Raw genomic sequence first — 20,897 nt, 5'->3', positions numbered from 1 at the left:
CCTCGTATGAACGTGATATTGAAACAAACCTCGATTATGCAAAGGCTAGAATGTTCGGAAGTGGCTTCGGCAGATTCACTTCACCAGACCCGGCACTCTCATCAGGCAGAGAAGCAATTCCACAAAGTTGGAATCGTTACGCTTATTCTTTGAACAATCCTCTAAAATTTATTGATCCATTCGGATTATATGAATTTGATGCCAGTGTGGATTCTACACAGCAACAAAATTTTAGAGATCAATTAAAGGAAGCTAGAAAAAGACTAAAACAAATTCAGAAAATTTACGGCAAAAAATCTGACGAATACAAAGAGGCAAAAACTGCTATTGATTCCTATGGTTGTGAAGCCGGAACTAAAAAATGTAGTGAAAAAGTTGGAAGTAGTCAGGTCATAATAAAAACCGGAAAACTCGATCCGGGCGTAGGGGCTACTGCGGCAAGAAATTCGACAGATACAAAAGTTGAGGTTACGCTTGATTCTACCAAACTTAGTAACGGGGCGGACCTTGTAGCCGACATTGCTCACGAAGGAGTTCATACTCAAGATCATCTCAATTACATCAATAGCGGCGGTAAAACAAAAGTTTCTGATTACGACACAGAGTTTCGAGGCTATCTTGTTACATCAGTAATGGATGAGGCTTATCCAGCTTCAAGTTCTTCAAGACCTATGGCGGGGCAGAATTATACGCTGTTCGATGAAAAATGGAAGACGGCAAACGCGAAACTTTCCGCAGTTGAAAATGTCAGAAATGAAAGAAACGTAGCAATAGACAAACTTTTGGCTGTTCCTCAAAGTCAGGGCGGTTTGTATGGAGTTACGCCAACCAATCCGGGAAACAGTTATTTTCCGTAAAAAAATATACAGGAGAAACAATGAAAGTTTTAATACTTACTTTTTTTATTTTCAGTTTGTCATTTGTTTGTCTGGCTCAAACAAATGACAAAACGCCTAGTGCGTGCAATGATGTTCGATTAGACGTAAGAAAGCCGAGTGTCTTTATAACTTTTGAGAAATTTGGCGAAAGAATACCTACTCGTGAAGATGAAAGTAAAGAAGGCATTTGGTTGCGCCTTCATAACAATACCAAATGGAAAATATACTTAAAGACTTATGGTGCTGATAATGAAAAAGATGAATATCAAGTATCACACGAGGTTCAAAGGATGCCGGGCTTTGAATGGAAAAGAAAGGAATCTGAATTGCCTATTGGTTATCGTATTATTAAAAATTATAGAGTTCGAGAAGTTGAGTCTGGAAAATCCATTTTGTTTAGTATCCCCAAAGAAAACTTAGCTGATGGACTTGCTGTTGTTGTTAGTTTCAGTTATGAATGGGAATTGTTGGGAGATAGCGGCGGCGATCTTTCAATACAACATCAAGCACCTTTTTGGGCAACAGACTTACCTAATATATAAAAAAATGAATCCGGGGACTAAATGAATCCGGGGACTAGTCTGCGATCCTGCGATGTTTTGCCTGAATTCTGATTAGACGATCACCGTGCCGACGGTCGGCTCGAATAATGGTTTCACGGCGATTCAAAATTACGCTTACGATTCGCTCAATCGTCTGCAATCCGCCGAAGAAGTCATTGATAGCCAGACCAGTTGGAAACAGACTTTCACATTTGACCGCTACGGGAACAGAAATTTCGACGAGGCAAATACGACAATGCCGACATCGTTCGCGTATCCGAATATCACAAATCCAACCGTTAGCGCGTCCAACAACCGCTTTGCATCGGGTCAAGACTATTCATATGACCTGTCCGGCAACACGACCACCGATGCCACCGGCCAAACATTTATCTACGATGCAGAAAACAAACAGGTCGAAGTAAGCGATTCGAACGGGGTCATTGGTCAATATTGGTACGACGGAGATGGGAAAAGAATAAAGAAATACGTGCCTGCAACGAGCGAGACTACGGTATTTGTTTACGATTCTTTAGGCCGATCTGTCGCGGAGTATTCAACAATTGTTGCCTCACCGCAGAATGCAAAGGTTAGCTACTTAACCAATGACCACCTCGGTTCACCCCGAATCAACACCGACGCAAACGGCGACGTCACCGCCCTACATGATTATGATCCATTTGGTGAGGAGATCTACACAACCCAACGGACCGCCGGCCTTGGTTACGCTGCCGACACTGTGAGGAAACAATTCACCGGATATGAACGTGATAATGAGACTGAGCTAGACTACGCCAAAGCCAGAATGTTTGGAAGTGGGTTTGGTAGATTTACTTCGCCTGATCCTTACAAAATTGTTGCTGAAATAGAATTTGAAGAAACTTCGGAAAAAGCAAGAGCCAAATTAAACAACTATCTCAGAAAACCGCAGCAATGGAATGCTTATGCATACGCCATAAACAATCCGTTACGATACACCGATCCGACGGGAGAAATCATTAAATTAACTGGGACTGATGCAGAAGTTCAGGCAAAGCTCAAGAGACTCAACGATTTTCTTGGCGACGAACGGTTCAATTTAATAAAGAAGAGCTCTGATGGAAGGATTCTCTATCTTAACGACAAAGACATTTGTGGCGGGAATTATTCAAAGTTTGCGAACATAGGGAATAATGCCGAGATAAAGGACTTTAGCAAGAAGTTCGCGGATATTCTAGCTAGTCCAAGAGCCGTAAGATTCAATATCGGCTTAGAAACTTTCTTTAAGCCTCAAACCGGTCCCGTGGACGGACGTGGGGTGAAAACCCTTGTCGATATTAGGGCTAGAGGTGGTGCTTTCACGCTTTCCACTGAAGAGAGTATGAGTGGCGAAATTGAGATATGGGTCGCCCCGAATGCCGCCCAAGCTGGGAATAACGAAGCAATCAAAAGGAATACCTCCACGCTGACGAGAGACGGCAGCCAACTTCGGTTCCCGGACAACAGTGTTGTAGATGCCCACGAATTCGGCCACGGCTATGATCTCTTAAACGGTCTACCAGATGGTACAAACTCAGTAGGATTTGAAAACGCGGCAAGGGCGAACAGGCCGGGAACCCAAAGAAGGAAATCGGAGCATTAAATGTTAAAGACTAATTTTACGACTTTCGTAATCATGCTTGTATTTGTCGGATGCAGTTCAAGTGGAAACGCTGGCCAGAATCGCGTCGGTACGGGAAAGTGGGAACTTCTCAGCTCATCATATATCACCGACTCAACATCTTTGAGGCCAATAAAGTTTTTCGATCAGAAGAATGGGATATCTCTGTCTGTGGCGATTGAGAATACAAGTGACTCGGGAAAAACTTGGAAGACGGTCTTTTACGAAGAGAACACGGCAGTTGCAGCAGGAGGTTTTACAAGCGAGCAAGAAGGATGGGTGGTTGGCACCGAAGACTTGACAAGGCCGTTGGTCATGAAAACCTCAGACGGCGGAAAAAGTTGGTCACGGATTGCATTTGACAATAAAAGCACTGAACAATTAAGTGGAAAGGTTCAAGTGCTTTGGGATATTTGCTTCGACCCTAACGGCAGGGCTTGGATGCTTGGAGAAACCGGTATCCTCCACGTTGAGATGGGTGAAAAAGACTTACATTTGCTTAATCTATTTTCCACAAATCAGGAGAACTCAGATCGTATCTCTTGCAATGATTCGGGCGATGTCTGGGCTATTGGTCGCAAAGGTTCGATCTTTCATTTTCATGACGGAAACTGGATAAAAATAAAATTGGATCAAGGTTATTCACCATCAAACGTCAGGTCATTCGGATCAGATGTGTGGATTACCGGCAAAAACGAATCTGGCGATGGTATTTTGTTGAGGAGCCAAGATTCAGGGAATACGTGGCAAAACAAAACACCTGAATCAGCTAAGAACTTAAACGATTTGTTTCTCAAAGATGGGAAAGGGTGGCTAATTGGCTCTGAAGGAAGTATCTATTATACGACCGATAATGGTGAGTCATGGCACAAGTCGTTGAGTCCAACAACGGCGGACTTATTAAATATCTACAGCTTGGATTCAAATAATGTTTGGATCAGTGGCGACAAAGCCACAGTATTGAAATATCAAAACTAATTCTCACCGGACGGCAAGTTCGACCGAATGTTTGACCAAGAGTGCGGCGACGATCTTTTTGACGGCGAGTTTGTCGTCGTCCGGCAAGCCGTCAATCTTTTCCCAGTTCTTCAACAGCTCCTTGTCGAGCATCTGCGGCTGGCGTTCGGCTTTGTCGAAAACGAGTTCGTCAGCCGTTACGTCTAAAGCCAGTGCCATCCGCCTAATCACATCGAGTGTCGGCTGCGAACGGCTGCTTTCGTAGCTGCTTAGCATCGTTACGTGAACGCCCACAAGATCGCACAGCTGCTGCTGCGTGAGGCTTCTCTTTTTTCTCAGTTCCGCCAATCTTTTTCCGAAACCGCTCACTGGCACATCCCTTTTCATAGCCGGAAGCGATCGGGGTCATCTATGAAGTAACGCTTGAAGTCAAGCGCACGGGTATTGTGGCATCTTTTGGATGCGGTTGGTGCGTTTGATTGGGTGACAAAAGAGAACAACCGGCGCCTCCATTATTAGTTAGATTCTTTCAGATACGCACCGCTGTAATTAGCGAATGCCATCATCTATTCGTGCACAGCTTCGATCGAGCGGCTGGCTACATGAAACCTGATCGGCTCATCTCGAACTATATCGAGATGGCTGGCCGTACCATCAGACTTTCAGAGACTGAGCGGGTTTCCCCGTCACCTCTCCTGACCCCTCGTACAAACCAACTTCGCCCAACGCGTAACGAACTCCTCGTAGCTGATATTGTCACGAAGCATGACATAACAGTTAATGAGAAGCTTACGGGCCGCTGCAACTTTTGCTTTCGGGCGGCCTCTCGTGGTCATGGCACGATGACCTCCAGATATTTGGCGAGTACCGATTCAAGCTCAAGCTCTTTTGCTGCTTTTGCAAGCTTTGCTTCCGTAGTTTTTCTTGTTGCAAGAGCTTCTCTGGCAGCCTTGACGGCCGTTCGCTCGCCAATCTTTGTGCTGAATTTTAGAGCCTCCAGAACCGCCCTTTCTACGGTTACGATTCGATATCCCTTTTCATCTATGATCTGTTTGTCGAGGCTCGTTTTTGTTCGAATCAGTTTATAACCGGTTTCTCGGGTTCTTTTCTCCGGAGGAACCATTACCCATATTTCTCCAGGCACTTGTTCAGCAAGATTGTAGTGATATAGAGCTGAAAGGCCCCCAATTGCTGAACCTGGCCCAAACTTTGAATACGCGATTTGGAATCCGACATCTTTATCCAGCGAGGCGTTGGGATGGAGGTAGATTCCACGACCGATACGAACGAGGTCCTTTGCAGCGACAAGCCGGGATAGGTCTTGCTGACTAATTCCCACGGACTTACCTTGAGCCAGTGTAAAGACCCCAAGTTTTTTGATTTGTGGCTGCTGTCGCTTATCCATCATTAGAAGCATGCGGTGAAAAGTGACATTTGTCAATAGAAAATGTCGCGATACACCATATGTCTGCCGCCGAAATGAGCCAAAGTTAGTTATGCACATACTTGGCATCGAATAAGTTGTCGCTAGAAAAAAAGCGGTAGAAAAGAAGCGAATCAAAATGATAACCGGATACCAGCGAGTATCGAGAAAGTCTCCGTGCCGCATCTGCGGAAAACCGGACTGGTGCAGTACGACTAAAGACTACAACATTGCATTCTGTGCCCGTTCCGCGACAAACGCCGATAGACTCAGCATCAAAGGTTGGGGGATCTTTTATTACGATCGTCGAATCCCATCCCGTGGCGTTTACAATCAGCCAAAGAGGATATTTAAGCGAGCAAAATCAACCTCTTTAGCCCCCATCGAGATCAGGAATTGGATCTATCAGAGACTCATCAAGCTTTCGCCATTACCGGCGAATAGCGAGCTAATTTACGGAAACGAATGGCTGGTTAGAAAAGGGCAGGACTGCGGACGCTTTGGAATACTTCCCAAATTAGCTACTGAAAGACATCGTCTAGTTCTATCGCTCATTGAGTTACTCGTAAAAGAAAAAGGAACTATTCCGTTTTTTGAAGGCGTTCCAGGATTTTGGCGGGGATCGAAGCGCAGAACGCGATTAGGTAGTGACTTCGACTATGACACTGATCTTCTTCTGATTCCATTCTTGGATTCGAATGGTTTAATTCAGGCTTGCCAGCTCAAAATTATGGGAAAGACTAAGAGTACGTCCGGAAAGTATCAATGGCTGTCGTCGATCGGAAGGAGTCAAGGATGTAGTTCTGGCTCACCACTTCATCACGAAGGCTCAGTAGGTTTCAGTGCAAAGACGATTGAGACGGTACTTGTTACCGAAGGTGTCCTGAAAGCCGCGACGGCCCAGCACTTCATGCCGGATCGATATGTCGTCGCCAATGGCGGAGTTTCAACGTCGCATCGCGAAATTGTAAATGTGGCACGGCGAAGGATCCTGGAGATTGCTTTCGATGTAGATAGCTTCACGAATCCACATGTGGCAAGAGCAATGGCATCGTTACTAGCTCTACGGATTCGGGCACAGCGGTTCTTGTCCTGCGGCAAACCTACAAAAATTCTCGCTTGGGATAGACGTTTCAAAGGTATCGACGACGCCCTGATCGCGGGAGCCTCCCTCAAATATCTGGACATGTCCGATTGGCTTAGATTGCTGACGCCCGAATGTTTCCACGAGGCTAGCCACCAACTCGCCGGAATCTCTCTAACAAAATAAGCGGCTGACAGGTCGCATCATGGGCGAGCCAACAGTTTCTACAGACTCACTAACAGGCCTCATCGAGCGTGTCGCCAAAATCGTAGAGAGTGGGACTCGCATTTCAAACAGAGAACTCATTGAACTTTGCAATAAGTCTGGCATTTCTGTATCTTCAGTCGATTCGCACATCTTCCATGAGATCGCTGAGACTGCTCTGAACTCACTCATTCACACGAAGTATGGAAGTGAACTGATGACAAGACCGAATCCTGCTGAGGCCGTTTCAAAGGTCCTGAGACCTTTGCAGGAGCGGCTTCCAACCCAAACATGGCGAAGTGAAACACAGATAATTTTCCAACAGTTTTCGACGCCAGCCGCGATCGCTTTTCTCGCAGCATATCTTCTAAATATCCGGCACGGCGAGACGGTTCTGGAACCGTCCTGCGGGACCGGCAGTCTCGCCGTCTGGGTCGAGGCGGCCGGAGCGAGCGTGATAGCTAACGAGATCGACCCGAGACGAAGGGCATTGTTACAAACTTTGGGATTTAACACATATGGGTTTGACGGGGAGTTCATTGATGATCTGTTACCCGCAAATCTGATTCCCGATGTGGTCCTTGCCAATCCACCGTTCTCCTCAAGCTCAGGACGAGTACACAGAAACAGTGTGCAATACGGTTTTCGCCATATCGACGCAGCCTTGCGAAGGCTGAGGAAGGGCGGACGGTTCGCAGTTATTCTTGGCGAGAGCGGGTCGCCAACGTCACGCTATGGCAGCCGTTTTTGGAGCAATCTACAACCCGAGATCGAATTGAAAGCGGCGATCGAATTGCCCGGCCGTGAATTCTACTCTAACGGCACAAGCGTAAAGACGACGCTCATCATCGGAACGAAACCCGGTTCATCTCAGAATTGTTCATCCGCTGAAATCCAGAGTGTTCCTCATATTGTGGCTCGGTCGGTCGAGCATGCTTTCGAACAATCACTCGAGTTGAATCTCCGTTTCTGATCCAAAAAAATTAATGTACTCGATCCAAGAACATAGTTCGGAAGGACTTACTGTGCCGATTATTACCTCGGGTGAATCAACTTCGACCGGGGATATTCCAACGAGCGAGCCAGACATTCAGATATATTCCCCACGATATGTTCTCGGTGGTTCACCTCACCCGGGAGTGATCGTAGAACCGCCGGGACTCGCCAACGTCGAACCGCCGGCAATAAAATATCGTCCACGCCTGCCGAAATATCTGTCTCAGACAGGAAAACTTTCGGCGATGCAGATAGAACGGATTATCTACGCGGGTCAGTCACACGAACAGCGTCTGCCCGATGGTGCGCGAGCCGGCATAAGTATCGGTGACGGGACTGGAACGGGTAAGACGGCGACACTCGCGGGAGTAATTCTTGATAACTGGTTTCAGGGGCGAAGGCGGTCCGTATGGTTTTCGGTCAAGACCGATCTGATCGAAGCAGTTTCAGACGAGTTCAAAAGGCTTGGACTTACGCCACCGATCAAGCTGATCAATGATTTCCCAACCGATCAAGAGATCGACATTGAAGACGGAATCGTATTTTGTACATACCGGTCGCTGATAGCCAAATCGAAAAAGGGAAACAAGAGGATCGATCAGATAACACGCTGGCTCGGATCAAACGGCATCGTAGTCTTCGATGAAGGGCACAAGGCAAAGTACGCATTTGCCGACGACCGCGGCAAATCGACGCAGACTGGAGCCGCTGTACTTGAGATCCAGAACCCGGAAAAATTCCCGGATGTCAGAGTTGTTTATTCTTCCGCCACTTCGGCAGGCGGGGTGCGACATCTCGCTTACATGTCACGGCTCGGATTGTGGGGAGCGGGAACCAATTTTCCGTTAGGCTTCGAGCAGTTCGCCGAAGAGATCGAATCAGGCGGTGTTGGTGCTCTGGAGATGGTGTGCCGCGACCTTAAGGCGATGGGACGATACCTATGCGGCAACCTAAGTATGGGAACCGACCCCGAGTCAGGCCTATCGGTCGAGTTTCGCGAGGTAATTCACATGCTGACACCTGCTCAGCGGAGGATGTACGACAACATGGCCCAGGGCTGGCAGGAAGTCTTTCGGAATATTCATCGGGCCTTGGAACTTACAAATTCCGGAAAAGCCACCAAAAGCAGTGCCCTCAATCAGTTCTGGGCGGAGCATCAGAGATGCTTTCGCAATCTGATAACTGCATTTAAGGTGCCGACTCTGATTCGTGAAATCGAAGATGCCCTCGGCAGAAAAGAATCTATTGTTGTCTCGATAACAGGCACCGGCGAAAGCCAGACAAAGAAGCAGATAGAGCGTGCAGCGGATCAGGATGAGGCTATTGACAGTCTGGATTTTAGCCCAAGAGAGACTCTTACTCGCCTGGTTGCGAATTGCTTTCCGACAGCGTGTTTTCAGGAACGAACAAATCCATATAGTGGGACCATCGAATATGTTCCTATCGTCGATGCCAACGGCGATCAGGTGGCAAGTCGGGCCGCTATGCAACTTAGGGCAGAACTGCTTGATAAGTTATCTATCCTTGAAGTGCCTGAACATCCGCTTGATCAACTCGTGAACTATTTCGGGGTTGAGAATATAGCGGAGATGACGGGCCGGAAGAAACGCCTGATTAGGACGGCAAACGGCACTCTGGAGTATCGGCCGCGCCAACTTGCCGGGGTCCCTTCGAAGCTTATCAACCTTCACGAAAAGAATGCCTTTCAGAAAGGCGACAAAAGGATTGCCATTATGTCCGAGGTGGCATCGACCGGTGACAGCCTTCATGCGGGCCGAACTGTCGGAAACCAGCAGAGACGTCTTCACATTGCTGCAGAACTAAAATGGTCGGCCGATAAACAGATCCAGGACTTCGGGCGCACACATCGAACCGGTCAAGTTGCACCGCCAGTCTATCTGCTTGTCTTCACGGAACTCGGCGGCGAAAAGCGATTCTCTTCAACCATCGCCAGGCGCCTTGGAAACATGGGAGCACTTACAAAGGGCGACCGGCGAGCGGAGAAGGCCGGCAACCTCGATAAATATAATCTCGAATCCAGAGAAGGACGTTCGGCTCTCAGCGTCGTGCTGACTGGCATTATGCGGGGCCGTGAGATCGAAGGACTGGACGATCCTCAAAAAGCTCTGCGAGACATGGGGCTCGTGAAAACAATAGACGGAAGTGAAGAAGTTCCTGACAGCGAGAAGACAAATATCCCGCGTTTCCTGAATAGGCTTCTTTCGTTAGAGGTGGACCGACAGAATGCACTCTTCGACTACTTCTATTGTACATTCCTGGAAACCATCGAGTACCTCAAACAGAAAGGCAAACTCGATGACGGGATGGAAGACCTAAAGGCGATTTCGGTCGCGATCTCAGGATCGCCGCAAATTCTTAATTCCGATCCAATGACCGGAGCGAAGACTGTCTACTACAAACTCGAGCTTAAAGTCGCAACCACTCCAGCGAAGTATCGGGATATGGCTGCAAGCGGAATACATCAGTTCTTTCAGGACCGTCGAGACGGATCGTTCGTTGCGGTTCGAAGAACCCTATCGCACACGGATCCAGAGACAGGAGAACGCTATCAGATGTTCTCGATAACCAAACCTGCTGGTCGCAATGTAGCCTATCTACGCGAGAGCGAGCTAAATCAGCGCTATCGGATAGTCCCGAAGACAAAGGCTGAAGGCTGGTGGGTCAATGAGGAGAACAAGATTCCCGCATTCGAGAACAGAACTGTACATATTCTGAGCGGTGCATTGCTTCCAATATGGAAATATCTGAAGACGCTCAGTCACGACGCACTGAACATTGTTCGGACGACCACAGATGACGGGACCCGGCTTGTCGGCGTAAAGATCTCGGAAGAATGGCTCAAGGACATTCGGCAACACTTCGGGCTTCGTGCGAGCTTACCGACAACTGCGAATGAAGTGCTTCGCGTCGTTGACTTCGAGAAGAACAGCGTCAATCTGAATGGGGACGCGACCATTAGAGCGACACGTTTCCAGGGACAGCTACTTACGGAGGTATGTCCAGCAACCTTCGAGCAGATCAGAGAGTTACGCGAAATGGGACTCGTCAACATTGTGCAGCACGGCCGACAGAGATTCTTTCTCCCGCAAGAGTCTCCGTGGCTGGCTCTTGAGCGGGTACTGGCTCTGTACCCGCCGGAATCGACCGACATCAGCTTTCTTCCAGAAATGCAGGGCGACTCTAACGCCTTCGAGAAAGAAGAACCGGTCGAACTTCCTGAATGGATAATCGAACCTGATCCGGGCGCCGTTCACTTTTTGGGAGCTGTTCAAGAATTAACTTGAGCACTCGCAGGTATATAGTGCAGTGGATCGGCCATTAAGAGATGGCTGAAATTAGAACGCTCAAAGGCATTCCTTATATAAATCGAAAAAAATATTTGTTCACAAGTAACTTCTCCGGCTAACAAGGGTTTTTATTGATGTAGGTTGAATATCGGAACTAGAATCGGCTTCCTTGGCGTCCCTTACGCCGGGAACACCGAAGCGTCTGTCTAGTTTCCACATTGATAAGAACCGGTCGAAGTTTTACGGGGAGGATTTGGCTAATGAACAATCAATTTGCTAACGCGAATACCGACACTGCGTCGTCGATCTTTGAGGATAAAATAGCCCTCTACGCGCGGGTTCCGCACTACATTCTCATCACGGGTGAGAGAGGGACCGGTAAGACGACGATCGCCCGACAGATCCATGATCATAGTCTTCGGTCGGAACGGGAGTTCGTAGGAGTAAATTGCGCAAGTTTTTCTTCAGAACTTCTTGAATCAGAACTGTTCGGGTACGAAAAAGGAGCATTCACCGGAGCGATCGCTCCGAAGGCCGGGCTTTTTGAGGCTGCGGGCGGCGGTACTCTTTTTCTTGATGAGATAGGTGAGCTGTCGCTGAGCCTTCAGGCAAAGTTTCTGAAGGCGGTAGAAGAACGGCGTATTCGCCGGGTCGGCGGGACGCGGGATCGCGAAATAGATGTGCGGATCATAGCCGCGACTTCTAGAGACCTTCTATCGATGGTGAATAGTGGCTCATTCAGAGCCGATCTTTTCGATCGGTTGAATATCCTTCAGCTTGAAACATTACCTCTTCGTTTTCAGAAGGAAAGGATATTAGAGACATTCTTCGATCAATTAGAAAAAGAGAGAGCGACAATCGGTATAGAATTGCCTTTCAAGTTCGAGAAGGATGCACTCGCGGCGATCCAGGAACTGGAATGGAAGGGCAACTACCGTGAACTTCGCAACTTTGCCACGCGCCTGGCCGTGGAATCGATCGATGAGGTAGAGATTACGCATCAGTGCGTTAATCGTCTGGTGCGTGATAGAGACAGATGTCAGCACGTTGAGATGCCAATTTTGGACGAAAACGAAAGCTTTTTAACGGTTATCCTTGACCCGGAAACCGATGATCTGGATAGCGTCTATGTGAAGGCCGCCGCTACTTTTATTGAACACGCCTTAAAACAATCAAACGGGAATCTGAGACGCGCGGCTAGGTCAATCAACACTACTCATTCGACGATCTCTAGGATTTTGAAAAAGAACCAGGAGCGGTTCGTAGATACGTCGGATAAGGTCATTGCGTCATACGTAGCCGCAGCATGACTCTTAGCTAATTCTCTGTAGTCGGGTTCGTGGTAACGCGAACCCTTTTCGTTGTTTGGCTCACTTTAGGCCCGAATAAATAGGCGGATGATAGATCTGTGGAGATAGAGATATGGAAATTCTGAATAGCGGTTCGTTCGTTCCTCTTGATAATCGAGAGAAGATCGAACAACTGATTTTTACTGCTCGTACGCTTGCCGAGGAAGTGAGCCGGAACGAAGGATTTCAGAGTAGCGGACAATCGAATCAGCAAATTGGATTGGAACTTTGGAACGGTGCCGAATATATGACGCGGGCTCACGAAGAGGTTACGATCCGAAATATCTTTCTAAGTAAGTTCCTAGAGAGGTTGCGAGAGATTGAACGGGAGCCTTCTCAGCATACGCCCGTAGTGACTAGCCCAACGATTCCTTTAAGCGAAACGAACAACACGTCAGACACGGCAGTTTCACCGGTTCCACAGATCAAAGTTGGCTCGGACGAATCTGACGCACAGCAAGATGAGTTTCTCGGTGTCGTAGAGTCCGAGCCCTCAACCGAAGATCGTCCATCTTACGCGAACGAATGTATCCCTGAATTTGAAGACGAGATCGCCGGAATGATCGCAGATGACCGGGAGACGGAAGTTGTTTCTGTTACCGCATCTGAAGAGGCTGTCCATCCTTCCGAGGAAAACGCCGGTGATCCGGCAGATGTAGTTCCTCTTAGTGAAGACCATTCTATAAAGTCAGTCGTTCTTGCTGAAAAAGAACCCTATAACTTCGATTCCTGTACGGTCACGGCCGTTATCCAACTGCTACCGGAAACGAACGGCGTACGAGATTGCGTCCTGAGCGTCCGTTCGCACGACTTCGCTCCGCAGATAGTCTTTTCAAACATTGCTGGTGAAGCTAGTCGGACGGTTCTGTCTGCTCGGCTATCTGACGCCCTTGATCAGTACAGAACTGTACTTCCGGGACTGGCGGCTGAAAAACTGAAGAAGGAAAAGCCGGCGACAAAGAAGCGTGCTTCGAAGCCAGCCGGCATGGCCGTAAAGATTAACGATACGGGAATGACAAGGAACACCGACACCACTCCAATCCCAAACGCAGTGGTTCAAGAACAAGCGAAAGATCAGCAAAACCTATTCGCCTCTTAGATAATCATGGAAAACGAAACAAATACTCCACCTGCCGAGAACGAGGCGGGAACAACAAAAAGCGCTGATGCGGCCTCGACCGAGACTTCCAGTGAGACAAGGCCCGTTACCGATCCGAAGGCGACGATAAAGATCGAGGGCCAAACCTTTGAACTTGATGCGTCGCTCGCGCAGGAAGATAAGACTCTAAAGGTCGTACTTCAGCCTCATTTCGCTTCCATAGAGAATGCGAACATCACACGGGAGGTGAAGGACGGAAAACTCAGCGTAACCATCGTCAAGCGGGCACAGCATAAAGGATATGCCGGGCGATGATTCGCCGGTGAGTATCTTGCGGGCTGAACCTGAACGGATCAACCCGGCAATCATTCTCGCGGATAGACTGATGCGACGGGATGTCGAGGAACTCCTGACGGTTGAGGAGGTAGCCGAGGCGGAAAACGTCCTTGCTACCGGGACTCAGGAAATAGAAGCTATCGAATCTCACCGTAAAGCATTCCTGAAGACTCCGGCGTCAGCGATAGATTACATTCCACTCGGATTCTGAGAGGGTCGAGGATTATGACGGGACTTGCGATGGTAGGGCAAGATCACGAATACAGACCGTACTTCGGTGACCGATTGGTTCAGTCTCTCGAATATCTGCGATTCAAGGCCCGAAGCCACAACGCGATATTCGCCTGCGAGACCATTTCCAGAGTGGTATCGGAGCAGCACAAGTACCGACTATACATCGAGATTTTTCCCGAGCAATGGAAACAATCGAGAAAGAGTCTATACAAGGCAGGACATTTCAAGGCATACAGCGAGCGTACGAACGAATTCTATCAGCTCGTGAACGATAACTGTTTTCCGCTACTGGAGTACTGGCATGATGACCCGGATCTGGAACTCGAAAGGTTCGCGATACCGCCGATGAACTTTGACCTGTGTTGCGAGGAAGTCGATTTTGCTGGCTTAAGGGATAGCTACCTTACCGGCCTGATTTTCTACTTTAGTGAAGACGATGAGATCTGGACATTCTTTTCGGAAAAGTACGGTGTTGAAAAGGAAGATTTGCCTTCGATCAAAGCTTCTCCACATACAAGCGTCTGGCGTGAAAAACAGAATGCTAAAACAAAGCCTTACAGCGATCTGATTAGGCTGGTCGATCATTCTACCGGAAACCCGTGGCTCGATGTGACGCACTGCCAGTACCCGGACTTCTTTGAATGGAACAAAGAGACCGTGGATTGGCTCACAGATACCTACAGGGCCGCCAATCTGTCATTCCGGGATCTAGACGAACTGGATACAAGGATCGAAGAAAATGCTCAGAACTTCTTTTCCGAGCTTATATCGTTCTGGAATACAGGAAAGCTAGTCGGTTAGCGATACTGAGCTATGAATAACTTCTCTCAGGTGCCTCCGGATGCATCGGCTGCGCTCTATTTCCTTCCGGGGCAATATCTGTTTGCCGATCTCAAGGAATCATCCGTAGGAATAAAAGCTCTTTCGAGTGACCAAGTCGCCCGAGCGTTTCGAAAGGTTCACACAGATACCGGATGGCTGGACAAGCGAATATTGCGATATCGCGAGGCTCCGGAAGGCAATGCCATCATCTCTTACGAACCGGCCGCGATTCGAAAGATCACAATCTCCTTTGCAGATCGAGGATTGGTTAGGCTGACCGTCGCCCTACCGCCTCTTATCCTTCTCGGAAAAGGTTTTGAATATTACCTCTGGGCCGTAGCATCGACGCAGCCAACAGCCAATACCAGTATTGCAGTCGCACCGTTGCCAAATACTGGTTCAGGCAAGATCTGCTTTGGAAAGAACGAAATCCCTGAGACCCATCCTTCTACTCTAAGCGATGTTTGGAAACTAATTTTTGACACGCCATTCAATGCAGACCACGCCGGTGAGCGATGCCACTCCGAACCGCAAGATGTACGCGAACTTCTGTGGAAACTGGCGGCTGACAAAGTGAAGAAGTTTCCGAAGTCCGAACTGATCTTATCGAGCACTACAATCGACGATGCATGGGAAACGATAGTTGAACAGCGAAGATACGACTCACGGTTCTAAATGAAATATGGAAAAACGAAACGAGTTTATCGGCCATCGGATCGCAAAAGAGCGATTCGAGGCGGTAGAAGCCATTCTTTACGAGTACGTGCTGGCCGGAAACGGCCTAATTCTAAGAGCCCACCGTGAAGAATTTACGGTTTCAGCTCCTTTGGTGTTCAGAGAGATAAAGGGCCTTCCAACCGCATTTGTAGGTATCAGGTGGCATAAGCCGAAGGTGCCAAGTCGTGTCTGGGACGAAATTTGCAGGCACGCCCAGACATCGAACTTTAAGGAGAATTTTAGGGAAGAACTTTATCTTATTTACTGGGACAGCGAGCGATGCGCGTGGCAGTGGAGTACGTCGAGCAGGGACAGGACATATGCCTCAACCATAGCCGATGATAGACGGCCGGAATACTCTGAGGCCTGCATCGAGATTCATACGCACCCGGATGGGGCATACCAGTTCAGCACGGCAGACGATCGGGATGAATCAGGCAAATTCCGCATCTTCGGCATAATTGCGGATGTTCACGATAACCCGAAGATTAGATTACGTTGCGGCGTTTACGACCACCTTTTACCGATCCCATTTTCCTGGATCGGCACCCTGCCAAGCGGCGTCGTCGATCTTAATGAGGTCGAAGCGTTGCTTGAGATGATTTTGTAATGGATATCGATCTTAGTTTCTCGCAAGCGGCAGTTGTGCTGCCTGTCGATTACAGTACCGTTCGGTTCATTGCGGTGGGCGCGGGGGGAACCGGATCGTTTGTGGTTCCTGCTATTGCTCGTCTCATTTACGAGTTGAAACATCAGCAGAATAGGTCAGCGGAACTGCTGATCGTAGACCCAGACGTTGTTGAGGGCGGAAATATTCCGCGCAGCAATTTCTGCTTCGCTGAAGTCGGGCGGTACAAGGCACAGACATTAGCAGAACGAGTTTCAACGGCTTGGGGAATTGAGACAAGTTTCGCTTGCGAGAAGTTCGATCCCGAAAAACATCTAAAAAGCTTAAATAGTGATTACAGGAATTTGACGATCATCGTCGGTTGCGTGGATAACTACATAGCACGTCGGGAGATGCATCGTGCACTCGATGAGTTTCGCGGTTATGGTGACCAATCAAGGCTTTGGTGGATCGACGGCGGGAACGGGAAGACATCAGGCCAAGTGTTACTTGGTTCGACGACAAAGCCTCTAAAGCCGGAACAATATTTCACCGGAACAAGTATCTGCCGGGCACTTCCGGCACCTTCGCTTCAGCATCCCGATCTTCTTGAACCGGAGCCAATTGTAAGGTCTCACGAAGTATCTTGTCCGGAACGGATTCGGTTGGGCGAGCAAGGGCTGAACGTGAATCAGCGAGTGGCCGTAGAAATATCTGAGATGCTTTCTTCAATGCTCCTCACGAGAAGTCTGAAACGATACGCGGTTTACTTTGATCTTGAATCTGGGACGAGCCATTCAGCATTTTGCACAAAACAACAACTGACCTCTGAATGAATTGCAGTCTGCATAATCAGCGCCTTTTGCCGAAATAGAATAAATATCAATCATCCTTTTTGCTTTAGCTAAAGTTCTAAGGATTTATTTCTTTTCCCTACATTCGGTTAAAGCCTTGTGTTCTGAATTATTAATCCGTCAGCTAAAGCAGGCGGCAGTTCAGATAAGCCTAATGATGTCCGTCCGCACCTTCGGGCGAATTGCGTTAATAAATCTCGTTTCCATTATCAACAAATTCCGTTGTCTTTTTCGACATTCCAACAGCTAACGGTTTTAGTGATGATTGAGAACTTGTAAAAAATTAACTATTGCTGATTAGCATTTGAATGCGTTATAACTGGTATTTCAACTACGACAATCGGTGTTTCCATTGGTTTTGGTGTTTCAACTCTTGTAACCACAGGAATAGTAGTATCTTTCTTTTCATCGCTGGTTTTCGGTTTTATCGTTTGCAGTAGGAAAAAAGGACCTATGAAAGATATTAAGGACAATCCGCCCCAGAAAAACCAGGCACGTTGGTTTGCAATTACAGCCTTGAAGTGTTTAGTAGATAAAGTCCATATCCCCTTTGAACCTTCTGCATTAAATAAAACCGATAACTTCTTATAGTTTTCTGTTTTGAATAAATCTAATAAATTATATTTTGTTGCACTATGCTCAAAAAAGTTTTGCCAGTGTAATAATTGTTTGTTTTTTCCATTTATTGTAAGTTCAACTTCTTTTTCTATTTTCCTTAAATACTCAGCGTTTAAATCAATAGATCGCCTTGTTGCCATTGTGCTTATCCAACCAAAAATGATTAAAGGAAATGGAATCCACCAAATAATTGGTAAAGTAAAAGATTCGTAACTGGACGCTGCCCAAGTCCAAACAGCCCCGGTTCCAACCAAACAGTATATTTCAAGATTTCGCAATTCTTTGACAGATTGTGATAATGAATTCATTACTAATTCGTAATCCTTTAGATAGAATTCAGGGGATTTAGCCGTTAATATGTCTTGAATAGTTTCAACTGCCTTATCCTTTATTTTTATTTCGTCAACCTCTATCTTTCCACCAAGAGTAACTTTTAATTCATTATTTGAATTTGGTCCCATAGAATTATTACGGAATTTCTCAAAACCTAATTATTTTCCTTATTTTTTATAATTGAACCGATGACGAAGTTATACTCAAAAACGTTCAAATATGTCAACTTTGAAAACTTTGACTTATCAATCTACACACTCACTTTTCTTTCCCCAATGATGAATTTCTGATTGCCATTTGTAAATTATTAATGATGCTTCTTCACCCCATCAGCCAAATTCCGTTGATAAATCTCACTTCCACTTACAACAAATTCCCTCGCCTTTTCCGCCATTCCGACTGCTAGGGCTTATTCTTCCGCGACGTTTTGTTCTTTGGCGTATTCGCGGACATCTTGGGTGATTTTCATTGAGCACAAGTGCGGTCCGCATCTAGAGCAGAAATGAGCGCGTTTGGCACCTTCGGCGGGGAACTCTTTATCGTGGAATTCTTTGGCAATGATCGGGTCTAACGCCATGTTGAATTGGTCTTCCCAGCGGGATTCAAAGCGGGCTTTGGAAACGGCATTGTCGCCGATTCGGCGGCTGGATGACCTTTCATAGACCCATTCAATTACAAAACGAAAGAGGCGGCAGACAGCAGAATAGATCTCATTTTGATTTTAATTATGCCAGACCTTTTACCCTTAAAACTTAGAGATGATTTGCCAATGCCTGGCGAGCAGGAAGGAAATAAGGATCCTAATGTCCATGCTGTCTTTTACTTTCCGCTGAGCAGATGGACTTGGTTTGTTACCGAAGGCAGACCTGTCGAAGACGACTTTTTGTTCTTTGGTTACGTAGTCGGATTTGAGCGCGAATGGGGCTATTTCTGTCTGAGTGAATTAGAGTCCGTTGACATCAATGGGATCAAAGTTAGTCGTGACGAAAATCACATTCCTAGGCCATTATCTGAATGTCTGCAACGGAACGGATCCGAGGAAAATTGAGCGGTCGACAGAATACGAATGGAAACTCAAACTTCTGATCAGCACACTCGACCGCCGGCGGTTCAGTCGCTTGCCTCCTCGATTCTTCAAAACGTCTTCGGTGGAGGTCTGCAAACGCCGGACACATCGGAAAAGGAAAGTTCCCGGGATTCCGAGCTGCAACAGCCCTCTAATATTGCTCGGGAAGTGCTGACTCGGCTTGAGGAACGACGAGATAGGGCGGCGACGGAGTTGGGTATCAGCGTCGAAGAAGTAGAATCCCTTCCGTTCGACCTATCGACGCTGGAGAGTGAAGGCATCTTCATGAATATAGACTGCCGGGGCTTCGGCAGTCTTGTTCGGCAATTGGAATGGAGAACGCTGGGTGTTCAGCTTCCGGAGAACGCAGCCGTCAGGGTGAGTCCGCCGCGAGCTGGGTTGCTACCGGATGTTTACCGGAATCAGCTAATGCGAGGTGCCGCCCAAGCCCATAACGCTCTCAACAAGTTCGGCTTCAGGTTCACGCTGTGCGAGACCGTCTGGGGAACAAGTGAATACAAGTGGATCCCTTGGACCGCATTTGAGTCATTCGAAAAAGCATACCTTCAGGCGTGTGAGACTCTCGCCGCAGCCAAGAGCGAGGTGCTTTCTAAATACGACGAGATCCTCGATATTCTCCAGGACAGTTTCTATAAGCTGGCGGGAGACTCAGCTGACCGATTCGAAGCGACAAGCGATGAACCCTTTGACCGCGAGGAATTTGTGAGCGCAGTTGCCGCTCAAGCCATCGGGATGGTTCCCACACGGGAGATGATCCGTGACGGACTCATAATAACGATGAAGCCAAAGGTGATCATTCTTGGATCGGAGATGATCGCCGAGCGGAACCTCGCAAAATCCCTTACTCTCGAAACAACTCGCATAAATGCCGAGCAATCGAAGATAGATCTTGAGATCGATTCGAAACGCCGCATCGAAGAAATAAGGGTCGAGGAGGTAAATGCTGAAACCCGGCGAGAACGTGAGGTAAAAGAGCGTATCCGCGAGATGAAGATCGAGGCCGCGAGACGTGAAGCGGAAGAGGCCGTATCGCCGATCAAGGAAGGCTTCGCACAGATAACAGCAAAGATCTTCGAATCAGCATCGGAAATGGCCGAACGAATGAAGGATGCGGAGTTCGTATCGGGTTCATTGGCTAAGCGAGCACGCCAGATGTGCGAGTGGTATCAGCTGATGAACTTCACGGGCGACACATCTCTCGAAAACGTGCTCGAACAATTGCAAACAGCGGCCGGCCGGGAAGCCAAGCAGCGTTCGCCGGAGGAAATGCGAACGGCTTTGAGTGATCTTCTGAGGATGACTTCGGTTCATTCGAAAAAGCTGCTTGATGAAGACCGGCTAACCGCTCTTGAACTATAGAGCGACAAACACGAGGTAAAGAATGGCAAACTTCGATCTAAGCAAATACATTCCGGTTCACGCACGCATAGCAGAATTCTATGAGAGGTATCCCGACGGCCGGATCGTTACCGAGATCATAAGACTCAACGAAGATAGTGGATTTGTCTGTATAAAGGCGGGGGCGTATCGGAACAGGGATGACGTCGAACCCAGTTCTACCGGACACGCGTTTGAGATACGTGGCCAGGGGTACGTAAATACGACATCCTTTATCGAAAACGGTGAAACAAGTGCTGTCGGCAGGGCTCTAGCCAATCTAGGGTTCAAGATCGACAACGGAATCGCATCAAGAGAAGAGATGCAGAAGGTGGAAAGGATGACCGACGCAGCGAAGCCGACCGGCAACAACAATGGACGAAATGGCCAGAACGGTCGTCTTGTCACACAATCCGTTTCTTAGAACACTTCC

21 protein-coding genes and 1 pseudogene are annotated in these 20,897 nt (G+C 47.8%); 18 read left to right on the top strand and 4 right to left on the bottom strand.

Annotated elements, in window-relative coordinates:
• Positions 1-17: 17 nt before the first annotated feature.
• The 4 genes from IPQ00_02980 (at position 18) to IPQ00_02965 (ending at position 4,037) form a co-directional block, all read left to right on the top strand.
• Positions 18-857, top strand: a complete 840-nt coding sequence (locus IPQ00_02980; protein MBL0239528.1) for a hypothetical protein — start codon at positions 18-20, stop codon at positions 855-857.
• Positions 858-877: 20 nt separating this feature from the next.
• Positions 878-1,420, top strand: coding sequence for a hypothetical protein (locus tag IPQ00_02975; GenBank protein ID MBL0239527.1), 543 nt, complete (start codon positions 878-880; stop codon positions 1,418-1,420).
• A 256-nt stretch (positions 1,421-1,676) separates the two neighbouring features.
• On the top strand, positions 1,677-3,041 hold the full coding sequence (locus IPQ00_02970) for an RHS repeat-associated core domain-containing protein (protein MBL0239526.1): 1,365 nt from the start codon (positions 1,677-1,679) through the stop codon (positions 3,039-3,041).
• Positions 3,042-4,037 (top strand): hypothetical protein, encoded by a 996-nt coding sequence (locus tag IPQ00_02965; GenBank protein MBL0239525.1) that lies wholly within the window; start codon positions 3,042-3,044, stop codon positions 4,035-4,037.
• A 3-nt stretch (positions 4,038-4,040) separates the two neighbouring features.
• On the opposite strand, the gene IPQ00_02960 is transcribed toward IPQ00_02965, so the two are convergent.
• A complete protein-coding gene (locus IPQ00_02960; protein MBL0239524.1) occupies positions 4,041-4,364 on the bottom strand; it encodes a helix-turn-helix transcriptional regulator in 324 nt (107 codons plus the stop codon).
• Positions 4,365-4,848: 484 nt separating this feature from the next.
• A complete protein-coding gene (locus tag IPQ00_02955) occupies positions 4,849-5,424 on the bottom strand; it encodes a type IV toxin-antitoxin system AbiEi family antitoxin domain-containing protein (GenBank protein MBL0239523.1) in 576 nt (191 codons plus the stop codon).
• Positions 5,425-5,578: 154 nt separating this feature from the next.
• On the opposite strand from IPQ00_02955, the gene IPQ00_02950 reads away from it, so the two are divergent.
• From IPQ00_02950 to IPQ00_02900, 11 genes are all read left to right on the top strand, one after another.
• Complete coding sequence (locus IPQ00_02950; protein ID MBL0239522.1) at positions 5,579-6,709, top strand: hypothetical protein; 1,131 nt, start codon at positions 5,579-5,581, stop codon at positions 6,707-6,709.
• Positions 6,710-6,944: 235 nt separating this feature from the next.
• On the top strand, positions 6,945-7,700 hold the full coding sequence (locus tag IPQ00_02945; protein ID MBL0239521.1) for a class I SAM-dependent methyltransferase: 756 nt from the start codon (positions 6,945-6,947) through the stop codon (positions 7,698-7,700).
• Between the two features lie 52 nt (positions 7,701-7,752).
• Positions 7,753-11,028, top strand: coding sequence for a strawberry notch family protein (locus IPQ00_02940; GenBank protein MBL0239520.1), 3,276 nt, complete (start codon positions 7,753-7,755; stop codon positions 11,026-11,028).
• A 263-nt stretch (positions 11,029-11,291) separates the two neighbouring features.
• Positions 11,292-12,341: a sigma-54-dependent Fis family transcriptional regulator gene (locus IPQ00_02935; protein MBL0239519.1), complete on the top strand. Its 1,050-nt coding sequence runs from the start codon at positions 11,292-11,294 to the stop codon at positions 12,339-12,341.
• 112 nt (positions 12,342-12,453) lie between these two features.
• Entirely contained in the window at positions 12,454-13,479 is a 1,026-nt protein-coding gene (locus IPQ00_02930; GenBank protein MBL0239518.1) for a hypothetical protein, read from the top strand.
• Between the two features lie 6 nt (positions 13,480-13,485).
• Entirely contained in the window at positions 13,486-13,794 is a 309-nt protein-coding gene (locus IPQ00_02925) for a hypothetical protein (GenBank protein ID MBL0239517.1), read from the top strand.
• The gene (locus IPQ00_02920; GenBank protein MBL0239516.1) at positions 13,781-14,026 is read left to right on the top strand and encodes a hypothetical protein; all 246 of its coding nucleotides are present in this window, start codon (positions 13,781-13,783) and stop codon (positions 14,024-14,026) included. The genes IPQ00_02925 and IPQ00_02920 overlap by 14 nt, the downstream gene beginning before the upstream one ends.
• A 14-nt stretch (positions 14,027-14,040) precedes the next feature.
• Positions 14,041-14,850, top strand: coding sequence for a hypothetical protein (locus IPQ00_02915; GenBank protein MBL0239515.1), 810 nt, complete (start codon positions 14,041-14,043; stop codon positions 14,848-14,850).
• A gap of 12 nt (positions 14,851-14,862) precedes the next feature.
• Complete coding sequence (locus tag IPQ00_02910) at positions 14,863-15,546, top strand: hypothetical protein (GenBank protein MBL0239514.1); 684 nt, start codon at positions 14,863-14,865, stop codon at positions 15,544-15,546.
• A 7-nt stretch (positions 15,547-15,553) separates the two neighbouring features.
• Positions 15,554-16,198, top strand: a complete 645-nt coding sequence (locus IPQ00_02905) for a Mov34/MPN/PAD-1 family protein (protein MBL0239513.1) — start codon at positions 15,554-15,556, stop codon at positions 16,196-16,198.
• Positions 16,198-17,031: a ThiF family adenylyltransferase gene (locus tag IPQ00_02900; protein ID MBL0239512.1), complete on the top strand. Its 834-nt coding sequence runs from the start codon at positions 16,198-16,200 to the stop codon at positions 17,029-17,031. The genes IPQ00_02905 and IPQ00_02900 overlap by 1 nt, the downstream gene beginning before the upstream one ends.
• A 305-nt stretch (positions 17,032-17,336) precedes the next feature.
• Here IPQ00_02900 and IPQ00_02895 read toward each other — a convergent pair whose 3' ends face one another.
• The gene (locus IPQ00_02895) at positions 17,337-18,128 is read right to left on the bottom strand and encodes a hypothetical protein (GenBank protein ID MBL0239511.1); all 792 of its coding nucleotides are present in this window, start codon (positions 18,126-18,128) and stop codon (positions 17,337-17,339) included.
• Positions 18,129-18,307: 179 nt separating this feature from the next.
• Positions 18,308-18,709: pseudogene (locus IPQ00_02890) on the bottom strand (phosphomethylpyrimidine synthase ThiC).
• Positions 18,710-18,727: 18 nt separating this feature from the next.
• Here IPQ00_02890 and IPQ00_02885 point away from each other — a divergent pair.
• From IPQ00_02885 to IPQ00_02875, 3 genes are read left to right on the top strand one after another with little or no spacing between them, the layout of a single operon-like run.
• Positions 18,728-19,048 (top strand): DUF2958 domain-containing protein, encoded by a 321-nt coding sequence (locus tag IPQ00_02885; protein MBL0239510.1) that lies wholly within the window; start codon positions 18,728-18,730, stop codon positions 19,046-19,048.
• An 18-nt stretch (positions 19,049-19,066) separates the two neighbouring features.
• Positions 19,067-20,446, top strand: a complete 1,380-nt coding sequence (locus IPQ00_02880; protein ID MBL0239509.1) for a hypothetical protein — start codon at positions 19,067-19,069, stop codon at positions 20,444-20,446.
• Positions 20,447-20,468: 22 nt separating this feature from the next.
• Positions 20,469-20,888, top strand: coding sequence for a hypothetical protein (locus IPQ00_02875; protein ID MBL0239508.1), 420 nt, complete (start codon positions 20,469-20,471; stop codon positions 20,886-20,888).
• Positions 20,889-20,897 lie beyond the last annotated feature (9 nt).

It is taken from the genome of Chloracidobacterium sp. (assembly GCA_016720705.1).
In the GTDB taxonomy this organism is placed as follows: Bacteria; Acidobacteriota; Blastocatellia; order Pyrinomonadales; family Pyrinomonadaceae; genus OLB17.
The sequence above is the reverse complement of the archived record's forward strand: the minus strand, read 5'-3'. Positions and strand labels throughout refer to the sequence as shown.

Coding starts and splice junctions, on each gene's coding strand:
- IPQ00_02975 (MBL0239527.1), top strand. CDS start 878: ATGAAAGTTTTAATACTTACTTTTTTTATTTTCAGTTTGTCATTTGTT.
- IPQ00_02970 (MBL0239526.1), top strand. CDS start 1,677: ATGCCGACATCGTTCGCGTATCCGAATATCACAAATCCAACCGTTAGC.
- IPQ00_02965 (MBL0239525.1), top strand. CDS start 3,042: ATGTTAAAGACTAATTTTACGACTTTCGTAATCATGCTTGTATTTGTC.
- IPQ00_02955 (MBL0239523.1), bottom strand. CDS start 5,424: ATGATGGATAAGCGACAGCAGCCACAAATCAAAAAACTTGGGGTCTTT.
- IPQ00_02950 (MBL0239522.1), top strand. CDS start 5,579: ATGATAACCGGATACCAGCGAGTATCGAGAAAGTCTCCGTGCCGCATC.
- IPQ00_02945 (MBL0239521.1), top strand. CDS start 6,945: ATGACAAGACCGAATCCTGCTGAGGCCGTTTCAAAGGTCCTGAGACCT.
- IPQ00_02935 (MBL0239519.1), top strand. CDS start 11,292: ATGAACAATCAATTTGCTAACGCGAATACCGACACTGCGTCGTCGATC.
- IPQ00_02930 (MBL0239518.1), top strand. CDS start 12,454: ATGGAAATTCTGAATAGCGGTTCGTTCGTTCCTCTTGATAATCGAGAG.
- IPQ00_02925 (MBL0239517.1), top strand. CDS start 13,486: ATGGAAAACGAAACAAATACTCCACCTGCCGAGAACGAGGCGGGAACA.
- IPQ00_02920 (MBL0239516.1), top strand. CDS start 13,781: ATGCCGGGCGATGATTCGCCGGTGAGTATCTTGCGGGCTGAACCTGAA.
- IPQ00_02915 (MBL0239515.1), top strand. CDS start 14,041: ATGACGGGACTTGCGATGGTAGGGCAAGATCACGAATACAGACCGTAC.
- IPQ00_02910 (MBL0239514.1), top strand. CDS start 14,863: ATGAATAACTTCTCTCAGGTGCCTCCGGATGCATCGGCTGCGCTCTAT.
- IPQ00_02905 (MBL0239513.1), top strand. CDS start 15,554: ATGGAAAAACGAAACGAGTTTATCGGCCATCGGATCGCAAAAGAGCGA.
- IPQ00_02900 (MBL0239512.1), top strand. CDS start 16,198: ATGGATATCGATCTTAGTTTCTCGCAAGCGGCAGTTGTGCTGCCTGTC.
- IPQ00_02895 (MBL0239511.1), bottom strand. CDS start 18,128: ATGGGACCAAATTCAAATAATGAATTAAAAGTTACTCTTGGTGGAAAG.
- IPQ00_02885 (MBL0239510.1), top strand. CDS start 18,728: ATGCCAGACCTTTTACCCTTAAAACTTAGAGATGATTTGCCAATGCCT.
- IPQ00_02880 (MBL0239509.1), top strand. CDS start 19,067: ATGGAAACTCAAACTTCTGATCAGCACACTCGACCGCCGGCGGTTCAG.
- IPQ00_02875 (MBL0239508.1), top strand. CDS start 20,469: ATGGCAAACTTCGATCTAAGCAAATACATTCCGGTTCACGCACGCATA.